This window comes from Acidobacteriota bacterium (assembly GCA_003696075.1).
Lineage (GTDB): Bacteria > Acidobacteriota > Polarisedimenticolia > J045 > J045 > J045.
Genome location: RFHH01000187.1, coordinates 17,696 through 29,775 on the forward strand (window position 1 = coordinate 17,696; position 12,080 = coordinate 29,775).

Genomic DNA, 12,080 nt, shown 5'->3' on the forward strand with positions numbered 1-12,080 from the left:
CGGCCGGCCGGCGGCGGAAGGCTAGCACGGGCTCGGCCGGCGCCGCTTCCGGCTCCGTCACGGGCTCGACGGCGAGACCGTCGGCTCTTCCCCGCCGCCGCCGCCGAGCGCGGCGGCGAGGAGGGCGGCCGCCAGCACCGAGCCTCCGAGGATCCAGGCCTTGCGGCCGCCCTGCTGCGACCAGCGGCCCGGGCGGGCGCCGTGGCACACCGGCTTCTCGGCGAGCCGCAGGCGGACCTCGGCCGGCGAGCGGCCGTCGACCACGATCGGGGGGAACTCGACGCGGCAGGTCCTCCCGTCGAAGGTGAGGAGCCGGACGACGTAGCGGCCCGGCGGAACGGCCGCGAGGTGGAATCGGCCGTCCTGGCCGAGCGGGAGCGTTTCGATCGCGACGCCTTTGTCGGACTCGAGCCGCAGGCGGTATCCCGCGATCGGAACCCCCGGCGGGGTTTCGATCACGCCGGAAAGGCCGGCGGGATCGGCGGCGGCGGGCGCCGCGAGAGCGGCGACGAGAAACAGGATCAAGGCGGTGCGGAGCCCGGGGTTGCCCATGAAGTCACTCCTTCCTGCGATGCACGTGGAACACCGACGCCTGATCGGTCGGCATCAGCACCACCTCCTCCACGTCGACGTGGGGTGGACGGGTCACCGCCCACACCACGGCATCGGCCACATCCTCCGGGCGGAGAGGCGTCATGCCGGCGTAGGTCGCCTTCGCACGTTCCGCATCTCCGTGAAACCGCACCAGGCTGAACTCCGTTTCCACGAGACCGGGATCGACCGTCGTGACGCGGATGCCTCGCCCGTTCAGGTCGATACGCATCGCCTTGTTGAGCGCCCGGACCGCGAACTTCGTCGCGCAGTAGACGTTCCCGCGGTCGTAGACTTCGCGCCCGGCGATCGATCCTATGTTCACGATATGTCCCCGGCCGCGCTCGAGCATCCCCGGGAGCACGTGACGGGTCACGTTCAGCAGGCCCTTCACGTTGGTATCGATCATCCGGTCCCAGTCGTCGAACGAACCGTCCTGGATCCGATCGAGCCCGGCCGCAAGTCCGGCGTTGTTCACCAGAATGTCGATTTCGTGCCAGCCGCTTTCCCGCAGTTTTTTCATCGAATCGGCGACGTCACCGCGATCGCGCACGTCCACGGTCAGGGCTCCGGCCTCGATTCCGTAACGCTCCCAGATCTCGCGGCAGAGCGCCTCGACCCGCTCGCGCCGCCTGGCCGCCGCGATCACCCGCGCCCCTTCGGCGGCCAGAGCCGCGGCGGTGGCGCGCCCGATTCCCGAGCTCGCTCCGGTGACGAGTGCGATCCTTCCGTCGAGTTTGCCCATCGCTCCGGTCTCCCTCGCGGTGGCGGGAGGCCGGCCGGTTCCCACCGCCGCGACCGCGCCAATCGTCCGGATTATTCACGACGGCACCGTCCGGTACAAAGAGAACCGTCCCCGCCGCACCGGCAGGGAGGGGCGCCGCCGTGGCGGGGCGGCGGTCCTTGTGGGAAGGTAGGAGATCTCCGCCTGGGCGGACTCCGCCGGGGATTCGATTCCCGGAGGGGCGGCAACGGCGGTCTATATTCGACCGCGAGGACGCCGCGACATGCACGCCAGCAGCGCCACGAAGGCTCTCGAAGAACTCCTGTCCCGGCCGGAAGGGACCTGGAGCCCCGCGGAGGGCGCACTGGCGATCGCGCGCCTCGGGCGCCCCGGTCTCGCGCCCGAGCCCTACCTCCGGCGCCTGGACGAATTGGGCCGGAAGGCGCGCGAGCGCGTCGGCCGGGCACGGCACCCGCGATTCGTGGCGGGCGCGGTGGCCTCGGTCCTGCTCGACCGGGAGGGGTTCCGGGTGACCGGCACCGTGGATGCACCGGAACACTGCTTCCTCGATCGGGTTCTCGACGGCGCGCCGGCGACCCCGACGCTCCTGGCGCTGGTCTTCATCGAGGTGGCGCGGCGGTGCGGGTTCCGGTTCGATGGCGTGGGAATGCCGGGACGGTTCCTCCTTCGGAGGGACGATGGGGAACGCCCCTTCCTCTTCGACCCGCTCGATCGCTTCCAACCGGTCGACCTGGCGCGCTGCGCCGAGATCGTCCACCAGGCGACCGGCGGGCGGGTGAGCTTCCGGGAGGGGCATCTCCGGCCGATCACGGCCTCACAGCTTCTCGCGCGGATCGCAGCGAACCTGAAGGCGGTCTACTGGCGTGCCGGGGACTACGAGCGGGCGCTGACGGCCGTCCAGATGATCCTGACCATCCGGCCCGGCGACCCGCGGGAGATCCGCGACCGCGGCCGGGCCCTCTTCCTGCTTGGGCGGTTCGGCGAAGCGATCGAGTCCTTCGAGACCTACCTCGCGCACAACCCCCGCGGGGAGGACGCCGACGTGGTCCGGATGCTGCTCCAGGAGGCCCGCGCGGGGCTGTCGCCATGACCGCCCGCCGAGTGCTCCTGGAGTTCGGACGTCCCGGCGCTCCCTCCGGCTATCACTTTCTCATCTCCGCGGTGGTTCCCCGGCCGATCGCCTGGATCTCCACCGTCGATCGGGAGGGAAGGCCGAACCTCGCGCCGTTCTCGTTTTTCCAGGGGGTCAGCGGCGATCCCCCGGTGATCATGGTTTCCTTTTTTCCCCGCAAGAGGTCGGGCGAGGCGAAGGACACCCTGTCCAACATCGAGGAGACGGGCGAGTTCGTGGTCAACGGCGTGAACGAGGATCTCCTGGAAAAGGTCGTCTTGACCTCCAGGGAGTACGCGCACGGCGTGAACGAAATCGAGCTGGCGTCCCTCTCCACGTTCCCCGCAGCGAAGGTGGCCCCCCCGTGCCTGGCCGAGGCCCCGTTCAGCCTGGAGTGCCGCCGCGAGGAGACGGTCGAGATCGGCGGTTGCCGCGCCGTGTTCGGCCGGGTGCTGTGCGCGCACGTGCGCGAGGACCTGATGGACGACCGGGGTCGAATCGACCCCAGGCGTTTGCGTCCGGTCGCGCGCCTCGGCGGCAGCTTCTACGCGTTCCTGGGCACGATTCTGGAGAAGCGCGGCTGAACCCCGGTCAGGGCAGGTCCTGACCCGGCTCCACCGCGACCATCTCCGCCGCCCCTTCCAGCGCCGAGGCGAGCTGGTCCGGTTTGCCCGACAGCACGGGGAACGTGCCGAAGTGGCAGGGCACCACCCGGCGGACACCCAGCATGCGAGCGGCGCGGGCGGCGTCTTCCGGCCCCATGGTGAAGTGCCCGCCGATGGGGAGAATGGCGGTTTCGGGACGGTAGACCTCGCCGTACAGCTTCATGTCCCCGAACAGGCTCGTGTCGCCCGCGAAGTAGATCGTCGGGCCGCCGTCGAAATGCAGCATGAACCCGGCCGGCTCGCCGCCGTAGACGATCCGCCCGTCCCCGTCGACGATCCCGCCCGAGTGGACGGCGTCGACCATCGTCGCTTCGAGACCGGGGACCACCGGCACGCGGCCCCCTTTGTTCATGCCGACCACTCGCTCCTCGGGAAGGCCCTGCGCGCCGAGCCACTGGGCGATCTCGAAGATGCACACGACCTTCGCGCCCGCGCGGCCGAGATCCGCGGCGGCGGAAAGATGGTCGAAGTGTCCGTGCGTGACCAGCACGGCGTCCACGCGGCCGGGCGCGTGCCAGCGTTCCGGGCAGGCCGGGTTCCCTTCCAGCCAGGGATCGAGCAGGACGACCTCTCCGCCCGGAAACTCGATGCGGAAGGTGGCGTGACCGAGCCAGGTGATTCGCGACGTGGTGCCAAGAGACATCGCCTCGTCCTCCTCCGTCGGCGGGCCCGGCACAGTCCGCCCGCCGGCCCGGATGCCGGATTATGCCCGATCGGCCCGCGGGCGGCCGCTGCTCCCCGGGCCGGTCCCCGCGACTTGCCCGGGGGCGGGCGCTCCGAGTAAGCTTTGCGCCTTTCCCGCCCCTGTGCCGCTTCTCCGCTGGGGATTCCGATCATGAAGCTTCTCGTCCTGATCAAACAGGTGCCCGACCGCGATGCGCGGCTCGTGCTCGACGAATCGCGTCGGGGAATCGTCGAAACCGACCTCGCGTGGGAGGTCAACGAGTCCGACCGCTACGCCATCGAGACGGCGCTGCGTCTCAAGGAGGCCGCCGGCGAAGGCGAGGTCGTCGCCTGCACCCTGGGGCCGGCCCGCGCCCGGAAGGCCCTCAGCCACGCGCTGGCGATGGGGTGCGATCGGGCGGTGCATCTGGTCGATCCGGACTTCCAGGATGGCGACCCGCTCGCCACGGCGCAGGCGCTCGCCGCCGTGGTGCGCCGGGAAGAGCCGCGGCTGGTGCTCTCCGGGACCCGCTCCGACGATGCCGGTTTCGGCGAAACCTCGCTCCTGGTCGCCGGGCTTCTCGACTGGCCCGCCGTCTTCCTGACCATGGGCGTCGAGCTCGCCGGGGACAAGGTGAGAGTGGTCCGCGAGCTCGAGCGCAGCCGCCAAGAGGTGCTGGAGGTGCAGCTCCCGGCTCTGCTCGCCGTGCAGAGCGGGATCTTCGACGTCCGCTACACCTCCCTCAAAGGGATCATGGCGGCCAAGCGGAAGCCGGTCGACACCCCGACCCCGGAGCAACTCGGCCTGTCGATCGAACAGATCGGCCGGCCCGGCAGCCGCCTCGAGGTCCTCGAGCTGGCGCCGCCGGTGCGGAAGAGCACCTGCGAGTTCCTCGAGGGGGAGCCGGCGGCGGTGGCGCGGCAGCTCGTGGAAAAGCTGCAGCGCGAGGCGAAAGTGCTCTGACGGACGTGCCGGGCGGCGGCCCCGCGGCGCGCCGCCCCTCGGGATGGAACGATGGCGGACGTTTTCCTGGCAATCGCGGAACACGAGGAAGGAAAGATCCGGCGGGCGAGCCTGGAGGCGCTCGCCCTGGCCCGGCGGCTCGCCGCCGAGCGCGGCGGGCGCGCCGCGGCGGCGGTCCTCGCCGCCGAGCCCGCGCCGCTGGCCGAGGAGCTGGCGCGCCGCGGGGCGGACGAGGTTTTCGCCCTCGCGGGAACGGCGCTCGAGCCCTACACGCCCGACGCCTACCGGCTGGCGCTGGCGCCACTGATCCGCGAGCTTTCCCCGGAATGGGTCCTGATGGCGCACACCTACCTCGCCCAGGACATGCTTCCCACCCTCGCCGCCGGCTTCGGTGCCCCGGTCATCAGTGACTGCGTGGACTGCGAGACGGACGCGGATCCGGTCGTCTTCGTGAGGACGCCGTACGACGCGAAGTTCGTCGCGCGGACGGTGGACCGGGGGCCCGCGCCCCGCTTCGCCACGCTCCAGTCCGGCGCGTTCAGTGCGGACGATCTTCCGGACGACCATTCGGGAACCGTGACTCGGCGCGACGTCGCCGTCGATGAGGGCGCGCTTCGGCGCCGGGTGATCGAGGTCCGCGAGGCCGGCGGCCGGGGCGTCGATCTCTCGAGCGCCGAGATCATCGTGGCGGGCGGCCGGGGGCTCGGGAGCAAGGAGAATTTCGACAAGCTGGTCGGCGGGCTGGCGAAGGCGCTCGGCGCTGCCATCGGAGCCTCCCGTCCCGTCGTCGACTCGGAGTGGCTCCCCCACGAACACCAGATCGGTTCGTCGGGACAGATCGTCTCGCCGCGTCTCTACGTGGCGCTCGGCATCTCGGGGGCCATTCAGCACATGGTCGGCATGCGGGGATCGCAGGTGATCGTGTCGATCAACAAGGACAAGGACGCGCCGATCTTCAACGAATCCACCTACGGAATCGTCGGGGACGTGACCGAGGTGGTCCCCGAGCTGATCAAAGCGGTCGAGGAGGCGAGGTCGCAATGATCCGACCGATCCCGCCGGACGAGCTGGAGAAGGCGCTCGGGGCGAACAGCCCTTGGCACCTGTTCGACCTGAGGGATGCCGGCGCGTACGTGGAAGGGCACATCCCCGGCGCGCGGCACGTGCCCCTCGCGCAGGCTTTGCGTTGGATTCCCCAACGCGCCGAGACCCACGAGACGGTCGTCCTGATCGACGAAGACGGGCGTCCCGGGGGGCCGGCCCGGCGCGTGGCGGCGGAACTGGCGGCCCGATGGTTCCGCCACCTACGCTATCTCGACGGCGGGATGGCCGCCTGGGGTCCCGGCCGGCCGCGGGAGCGGGGCGGACCCGCCGGCGAACGGGCCGCGTCGGCCGAGGGGTGCACCCGGTCCGCGCTGGCCTCGAAGCCCGTTCCCTGGCGCGTGTCGGAACGCCCCCTGCCCCCGGATCCGGAGCGCCGGCTCCCAGCCCTTGAAGGAAGCGAGGTCCCGCCGCGGAACGATCGGTGAGCGAAGGAGCGGACGCGTTTCGATCGCCGCCGCCGGAGGTGCGGCTCGTCGCGGCATTCGAGCGTCCCTTCGACGGCGCGGTGGCCGCGGCCCGCACCTGCTACTCCTCGAAGGGAATCGTGTGGCCGGAGGAAGTCGGCGGCGACTCCCTCCCCGAAGGGAGGCGCGACGAAGCGATCCGGCGCCGCAACGAGCTCGCGCGCGACATCTACCGGGCGGGGCACCACACGGTCTTTCAACACGCGCACTTCGAGTTCGCCATCGACCGCATCTCGCGTCACGCGCTGTGGAGCTTCTTCCACGCCCACCCGTTCTACAACTCGGAACAGGTCTCCCAGCGGTACGTGAAAGTCGAACCGGGGGCCGCCGCCGTGCCCCGGCTGTCCGAACCCGCCGCCGGCATCTACGAGCGGGTGCTGGCCCGGCTCCAGGAGGCGTACCGCGACCTCAGCGTTCGGCTCGAGCCGGTCGCCGAGCGGATCTTCTTCGAGATCTTCCCGGCCCGCCGGGGGACAGCGCGCCGCTGGCGGCGTGAGATCCGGCGCCGCGCCCAGGAAGCCGCCCGCTACGTGCTTCCGGTGGCGACCTGGGCGCGCTTGTACCACACCGTGTCGGCGGTGACCCTCTTGCGCTACCACCGCCTCGCCCGGCTTCCCGATCTGCCCACGGAAGTGCAGTACGTGGTGCGGCGAATGGTCGAGGAGGTTCTCCGCTGGGATCCGTCCTACGCCGAGGTGCTCGAGCAGCCGCTGCCGGACGAAGCGCTGCCGGAGAACCGCACGCTGGAGGGGCTGGGAGGCGCGGTCGACCCGGGGCGCGCGGACCGGTTCGCGAGGGAATTCGACGCGGAACTCGGGGGACGCGTGTCGCGGCTCGTCGGATTCGCTCCCGATGCCGAGGCGACCGTCGCCCAGGCGGTTCGCGAGGTGCTCGGCGTGCCGCGGGCCGACCTCGATGACGACGCGGCGCTGCGACTCGCCGCCGATCCGGCGCGGAACCCGATGTACGGGGAATCCCTCAATCTGACGAGCATCGCCAAGATCACCCGCGCACTGCACCATGCGCAGTACACTTTCCGGCGCAAACTCTCCCACACCGCCGACTCACAGGACCAGCGACACCGAATGACGCCCGCGAGCCGGCCGGTGCTCGTGGCTCACCTCCGCGACGAGCCCGACGTGGTCCTTCCCGCGCTGGCCCTGGAGGAAGAGCCGATCCGGCGCCGCTTCGACGAGGCGATGGCGCTGGCGTGGGAAGGGATCGGGCGGCTGCGGCGGGAAGGCGCGCCCCGGGAGGCGCTCGTCTACCTCCTCCCGAACGCCGTGGCCGTGCGCGCCACCGAGTCGGCCGACTTCCTGGCTCTGCGCCACAAGCATGCCATGCGGCTGTGCTACAACGCGCAGGAAGAAATCTGGCGGGCCAGTCTGGACGAGGCCCTCCAGGTGAGCCGGGTGCACCCGCGGCTCGGCGCGTTCCTGCTGCCGCCCTGCACGATTCGCCGGCGCGCGGGGAAGAAGCCCTTCTGCCCGGAAGGCCGCCGGTACTGCGGCGTTCCGGTGTGGGGCCTCGAACCCCGCGACTACGTGCGCCGCCTGTGATGCAAGGAGCGCTCCGGACCGCAGCGATCCTCGGGGCTGCCGGGCTCCTGGCCGCGGCGTGCGCGGAAGGGCCCCGCCGTTTCGGGGGGGCGCGTCACGTGGTGATGATCTCGCTCGACACGACCCGCCCGGACCACTTCGGATTCTACGGCAGCCAACGGGTCCGGACTCCCCGTCTCGACCGACTCGCGGAGGAATCGGTCGTTCTCGACGATCTCCTCACCGTCGCGCCGACGACGCTCGCCTCCCACGCTTCGCTGATGACGGGACGGCATCCGCACTCGCACGGTGTGCCGCGGAACGGGTTCGTGCTCGATCCCGCCAACCTCACGCTGGCCGAGATCCTGCACTCGCACGGCTTCCGGACGGTCGCCTTCGTGGCCTCCTTCGCACTCGCCCGCCGATTCGGTCTGGACCAGGGTTTCGACGTCTACGACCAGCGGTTCGAGCAGCGCTCGGGCGAAGGCGGGGCCGACCAGGACCAGCGGCGGGCCGAGGCGGTGACCGACGCGGTTCTCGGGTTCCTCGACCGGGAAGGTGTACCGCGGAACCTGTTTCTGTTCGTGCACTACTTCGATCCCCACGCTCCGTACGCACCGCCGCCGCCGTTCGACCGGATGTACGATCCGGCCGGCGCCGACCAGCCGGTGAACTTGCGTGCCGCGGCGGCGATGTGCCGGGAGCGCCCGGGACTTCCCAGCGCTCTCGCCCGGCGCGCGGCGAACCTCTACGCGGGAGAGATCAGCTATCTGGACGCTCAGGTCGGGCGGTTGATCGACGGCCTCCGAAGCCGCGGAGTCCTCGATGACGCCTATCTCGTGGTGACGAGCGACCACGGGGAGAACCTGTGCGAGCATCCCGGCTACTTCGACCACGGCCTGACCGTGTATCAGACCTCGATCCGGGCGGTCGGGCTGGTCCGCCCACCGGGAGGCGGCGGTGGAACGCGCACCTCTCGCCCCCTCTCCACGATCGACATCATGCCCGCGCTCCTCACCTGGCTCGGCCTTCCGGTGCCGGAAGCCGTCGAAGGGGAGCCCTTCCCCCTCCGCGCCGCGGAAGAGGCCGCTCCCGCGCGGCTCCGCTACGCCGAGGCGAGCAAGCCGTGGGAAGAGGTGGAGGGAGGGTTGCGGTGGCGCAACGCGCGCAAGTCCAGGTGCGTGGTGCAGGGGCGGTACAAGCTGATCGTCACGCCCTACCTCGGTACCGAGGAACTCTACGACCTCGATGCCGACCCATCCGAGCAGCACAACCTGCTCGAAGAACCGACACCGGCGGCGCGGGAGATCGCGGAGAGCCTGCGCGCCCGGCTCGCCGAGTGGGATGCCTCGGCCGACCCGCTGCCCTCCCGGTTCGAGCCGGGCCGGCGCGAGGATACGCTCCGCCGGCTCCGGGGATTGGGGTACCTCGGAGGTCCGTGAGAGGACGGTTCGGACCCTCACCCACCGGCGAGGGCGAGGTGCCTTCTTCGCGGTTCGGTCTCGGCGCCGGCCGTCGGTTCGCACGGTTCCTGACCGTCCCGCCGCGGCGGGAAGGGAGCGTTCGGGCTCGTCTTTCCGGCGTCGTCGAAGGAACGAAGGGAGCGGCCGGCCGGGACCAGCCCGGTTCCGCGTCCCTGGCGCCGCCCTCGCCCCCGCGGTCTTCGGCCGCGGCGGTGTGCGCTCAGCGCCGCGCCTCCCAGCGCCTCCGCAAGTGGATCGCCAGGCCGTTCATCGCCAGGAGGAAGGCCATGAGAACGAGGATCGCCGCCGACGTCTTCTCGACGAATCCGCGCTCCGGGCTGTCCGCCCACAGGTAGATCTGCACCGGCAGCACCGTGGCCGGATCGAGCGGGGATCTCGGCACGTCGGCCACGAACGCCACCATCCCGATCATCAGGAGTGGGGCCGACTCCCCGAGCGCCCTCGCCATCCCGACGATCGTGCCGGTGAGGATCCCGGGCATGGCGGCCGGGAGGACGTGATGCTGGATCACCTGCATCGGCGTCGCGCCGAGGCCGAGGGCCGCTTCGCGGATCGACCGGGGAACGGAGCGGATCGCCGCCCGGCCGGCGATGACGATGGTCGGAAGCGTCATCAGCGCGAGGACGAGCCCACCCACGAGCGGCGCCGATCGCGGCAGTCGGAGGAAATCGAGGAACACCGCGAGACCGAGCAGCCCGTACACGATCGACGGGACGGCGGCGAGGTTGTTGATGTTGATCTCCACGAGATCGGTCCACCACCGACCCTGCGGCGCGAACTCCTCGAGGTAAACCGCGGCGGCCACCCCCAGCGGAAAAGCGAGAAGGAGCGTGACCGCCAGCGTGAAGAACGAGCCCGTCAGGGCGGCGAGGATCCCGGCCATTTCGGGCATCCTCGAATCGCCCCCGGTGAACAGCCGGCCGTTGAACGCGGTGCGGATGCGGCCGGCCCGCTTCAGCCGGTCCAGCCACGCGAGCTGCCGGTCGCTGAGGGCACGATCGGATTCCGGGGCATTCCGGGAGATGCGTCCCTTGAGAACCAGGTCGGCATCCGAGGCGAGCGGCAGCGCGATCCGTCGCGTCCGGCCGATCAGGCCCGGGTTCCGGGTGACCAGATCCTGCAGGATGAACGATGCCCCGCCGCTGACGAGGCGGTACAGCTCGCGGCGCGCGGTGCGTCCCTCCGCCTCGGGGACGAGCTCGCGGAGCGGGCGGCGCCAGAGCGAAGCGTAGTCGGCGCGGGCGAGCCGCTCGGGGTCTCGCGAATCGAGGACCTCCGGGTCGAAGTCAATGTCCAAGAGCACGTCGTGGCGATAGAAGGCGGTCCAGCCGCGCGCGGCGACGGAGACGAGGAGCCCGGCCAGGGCGGCCACCGCCGCCACCGCGGCAGCGGCACACGCGAGCCGGAACGCGCGGTCGGCCGCGCGCCTGCGGCGGAGCCGCCATCCCCCGCCGCCGATCCCGGCCTCGCGACGCCCCCGGCTCACTCGTAAACCTCCCGGTATCGCCTCACCACGCGCAGGGCGATGACGTTGAACAGCAGCGTGACCGCGAACAGGGTCAGCCCCAGTGCGAACGCCGCCAGCGTCTTCGGGCTGTCGAATTCCTGGTCTCCGACGAGGAGCGTGACGATCTGCACGGTCACGGTGGTGACCGCCTCGAGCGGGTTGAGGGTGAGGTTCGCGGCGAGCCCGGCCGCCATCACGACGATCATCGTTTCTCCGATGGCGCGGGAGAGGCCCAGGAGCAACCCCGCCACGATCCCCGGGAGAGCGGCCGGGAAGACCACCTTGCGAATCGTCTCCGCCTGGGTGGCGCCGAGACCGAGCGAGGCCTCTCGCAGGCCGCGCGGTACGGCCCGAATCACGTCGTCGGCGAGCGAAGACACGAAAGGGATGATCATGACGCCCATGACGAGCCCGGCGGCGAGGGCGCTCTCCGAGGCCACGTCGAGTCCTGCGGCCTCCCCGGCTCGCCGGACCCAGGGCGCCACCGTCAAGGCGGCGAAGAACCCGTAGACGACCGTGGGTACTCCGGCCAGCAGCTCGAGCGTCGGCTTGAGCAGCGCCCGCCGCCGGCGGCCGGCGTATTCCGACAGGTAGAGAGCCGACAGGAGACCCACCGGAGCGGCGACCGCCATGGCGATGCCGCTGATCAGGAAGGTCCCCGCGAACAGGGGCACCGCACCGAACTTTCCCGAGGCGGCGACCTGATCCGCCCGCAGCGCCGTTTGGGGGCTCCACTCCAGACCGAAGAGGAACTCGGTCGCCGGTACACGGGCGAAGAACCGCAACGATTCGAACAGCAGGGAGAGAACGATCCCGAGGGTCGTCAGGACCGCGAGCAGCGAAGCGCCGAACAGCACGCTCCGGACGAACCGCTCGACCCGTTCGATGGCGGGGAAATCGGGCTTGATGCGGCGGCGCGCGACGAGGGCGCCCCCCGACGCGAGGAACAGCGCGAGAGCGGCGAGCGCGGCCCGGGAGGTGGCGCGGAGGGAGCGGTAACGCCTCGCCGCCTCGAGGATCGCGGGATCGGTCCCCGGCGCCGGCGGCGATCCGCGCGCCACGTTCTTGATGTCGTTCAGGAGGAGCTCGACCTGCGCCGCCGGCTGGCCCGCCAGCCGGGGCGGCAGTCCCGCGATCACCAGCCGGTCCAACGCGGCCGGCGCCGCGGCCAGGAAGGCCGCGGCGCCGAGCACCGCGGGCACCACGCACCACAGCACCGCGTAGACGCCGTAGTACCCCGGCAG

The 12,080-nt window shown here is 71.2% G+C and carries 12 protein-coding genes; 7 read left to right on the top strand and 5 right to left on the bottom strand.

Features of this window, described 5'->3' with window-relative positions; translation table 11 throughout:
* Positions 1-57: 57 nt before the first annotated feature.
* Both D6718_12310 and D6718_12315 read right to left on the bottom strand, forming a co-directional pair.
* Complete coding sequence (locus D6718_12310) at positions 58-552, bottom strand: carboxypeptidase regulatory-like domain-containing protein (protein ID RMG43421.1); 495 nt, start codon at positions 550-552, stop codon at positions 58-60.
* Between the two features lie 4 nt (positions 553-556).
* The gene (locus D6718_12315) at positions 557-1,336 is read right to left on the bottom strand and encodes an SDR family NAD(P)-dependent oxidoreductase (protein RMG43422.1); all 780 of its coding nucleotides are present in this window, start codon (positions 1,334-1,336) and stop codon (positions 557-559) included.
* A gap of 262 nt (positions 1,337-1,598) precedes the next feature.
* Between D6718_12315 and D6718_12320 the strand changes: the two genes are divergently transcribed.
* Both D6718_12320 and D6718_12325 read left to right on the top strand, forming a co-directional pair.
* Positions 1,599-2,426, top strand: coding sequence for a hypothetical protein (locus D6718_12320; GenBank protein RMG43423.1), 828 nt, complete (start codon positions 1,599-1,601; stop codon positions 2,424-2,426).
* Positions 2,423-3,031, top strand: coding sequence for a flavin reductase family protein (locus D6718_12325; protein ID RMG43424.1), 609 nt, complete (start codon positions 2,423-2,425; stop codon positions 3,029-3,031). Before D6718_12320 ends, D6718_12325 begins: the two co-directional genes overlap by 4 nt.
* Before the next feature lie 7 nt (positions 3,032-3,038).
* Here D6718_12325 and D6718_12330 read toward each other — a convergent pair whose 3' ends face one another.
* The gene (locus D6718_12330) at positions 3,039-3,755 is read right to left on the bottom strand and encodes a metal-dependent hydrolase (GenBank protein ID RMG43425.1); all 717 of its coding nucleotides are present in this window, start codon (positions 3,753-3,755) and stop codon (positions 3,039-3,041) included.
* A 192-nt stretch (positions 3,756-3,947) separates the two neighbouring features.
* Between D6718_12330 and D6718_12335 the strand changes: the two genes are divergently transcribed.
* Genes D6718_12335 through D6718_12355 form a run of 5 tightly spaced genes read left to right on the top strand, consistent with a single transcriptional unit; the run spans position 3,948 to position 9,287 of the window.
* On the top strand, positions 3,948-4,739 hold the full coding sequence (locus D6718_12335; protein ID RMG43426.1) for an electron transfer flavoprotein subunit beta/FixA family protein: 792 nt from the start codon (positions 3,948-3,950) through the stop codon (positions 4,737-4,739).
* A gap of 51 nt (positions 4,740-4,790) precedes the next feature.
* Positions 4,791-5,783 (top strand): electron transfer flavoprotein subunit alpha/FixB family protein, encoded by a 993-nt coding sequence (locus D6718_12340; protein RMG43427.1) that lies wholly within the window; start codon positions 4,791-4,793, stop codon positions 5,781-5,783.
* Complete coding sequence (locus D6718_12345) at positions 5,780-6,268, top strand: rhodanese-like domain-containing protein (protein RMG43428.1); 489 nt, start codon at positions 5,780-5,782, stop codon at positions 6,266-6,268. The genes D6718_12340 and D6718_12345 overlap by 4 nt, the downstream gene beginning before the upstream one ends.
* The gene (locus D6718_12350; protein ID RMG43429.1) at positions 6,265-7,866 is read left to right on the top strand and encodes an FAD-dependent thymidylate synthase; all 1,602 of its coding nucleotides are present in this window, start codon (positions 6,265-6,267) and stop codon (positions 7,864-7,866) included. The genes D6718_12345 and D6718_12350 overlap by 4 nt, the downstream gene beginning before the upstream one ends.
* Complete coding sequence (locus D6718_12355) at positions 7,866-9,287, top strand: hypothetical protein (GenBank protein RMG43430.1); 1,422 nt, start codon at positions 7,866-7,868, stop codon at positions 9,285-9,287. Before D6718_12350 ends, D6718_12355 begins: the two co-directional genes overlap by 1 nt.
* 241 nt (positions 9,288-9,528) lie before the next feature.
* On the opposite strand, the gene pstA is transcribed toward D6718_12355, so the two are convergent.
* Together pstA and pstC are read right to left on the bottom strand one after the other, a co-directional pair.
* A complete protein-coding gene (gene pstA, locus D6718_12360; protein ID RMG43431.1) occupies positions 9,529-10,815 on the bottom strand; it encodes a phosphate ABC transporter permease PstA in 1,287 nt (428 codons plus the stop codon).
* On the bottom strand, positions 10,812-12,080 hold a 1,269-nt coding region (gene pstC / locus D6718_12365), incomplete at its 5' end, for a phosphate ABC transporter permease subunit PstC (GenBank protein RMG43432.1). The genes pstA and pstC, both read right to left, overlap by 4 nt.

What these genes read in the sequence shown, in the direction of transcription:
- D6718_12330 (RMG43425.1), bottom strand. Translation starts at nt 3,755, where the DNA reads ATGTCTCTTGGCACCACGTCGCGAATCACCTGGCTCGGTCACGCCACC.
- D6718_12310 (RMG43421.1), bottom strand. Translation starts at nt 552, where the DNA reads ATGGGCAACCCCGGGCTCCGCACCGCCTTGATCCTGTTTCTCGTCGCC.
- D6718_12325 (RMG43424.1), top strand. Translation starts at nt 2,423, where the DNA reads ATGACCGCCCGCCGAGTGCTCCTGGAGTTCGGACGTCCCGGCGCTCCC.
- D6718_12345 (RMG43428.1), top strand. Translation starts at nt 5,780, where the DNA reads ATGATCCGACCGATCCCGCCGGACGAGCTGGAGAAGGCGCTCGGGGCG.
- D6718_12315 (RMG43422.1), bottom strand. Translation starts at nt 1,336, where the DNA reads ATGGGCAAACTCGACGGAAGGATCGCACTCGTCACCGGAGCGAGCTCG.
- D6718_12335 (RMG43426.1), top strand. Translation starts at nt 3,948, where the DNA reads ATGAAGCTTCTCGTCCTGATCAAACAGGTGCCCGACCGCGATGCGCGG.
- D6718_12320 (RMG43423.1), top strand. Translation starts at nt 1,599, where the DNA reads ATGCACGCCAGCAGCGCCACGAAGGCTCTCGAAGAACTCCTGTCCCGG.
- D6718_12355 (RMG43430.1), top strand. Translation starts at nt 7,866, where the DNA reads ATGCAAGGAGCGCTCCGGACCGCAGCGATCCTCGGGGCTGCCGGGCTC.
- D6718_12340 (RMG43427.1), top strand. Translation starts at nt 4,791, where the DNA reads ATGGCGGACGTTTTCCTGGCAATCGCGGAACACGAGGAAGGAAAGATC.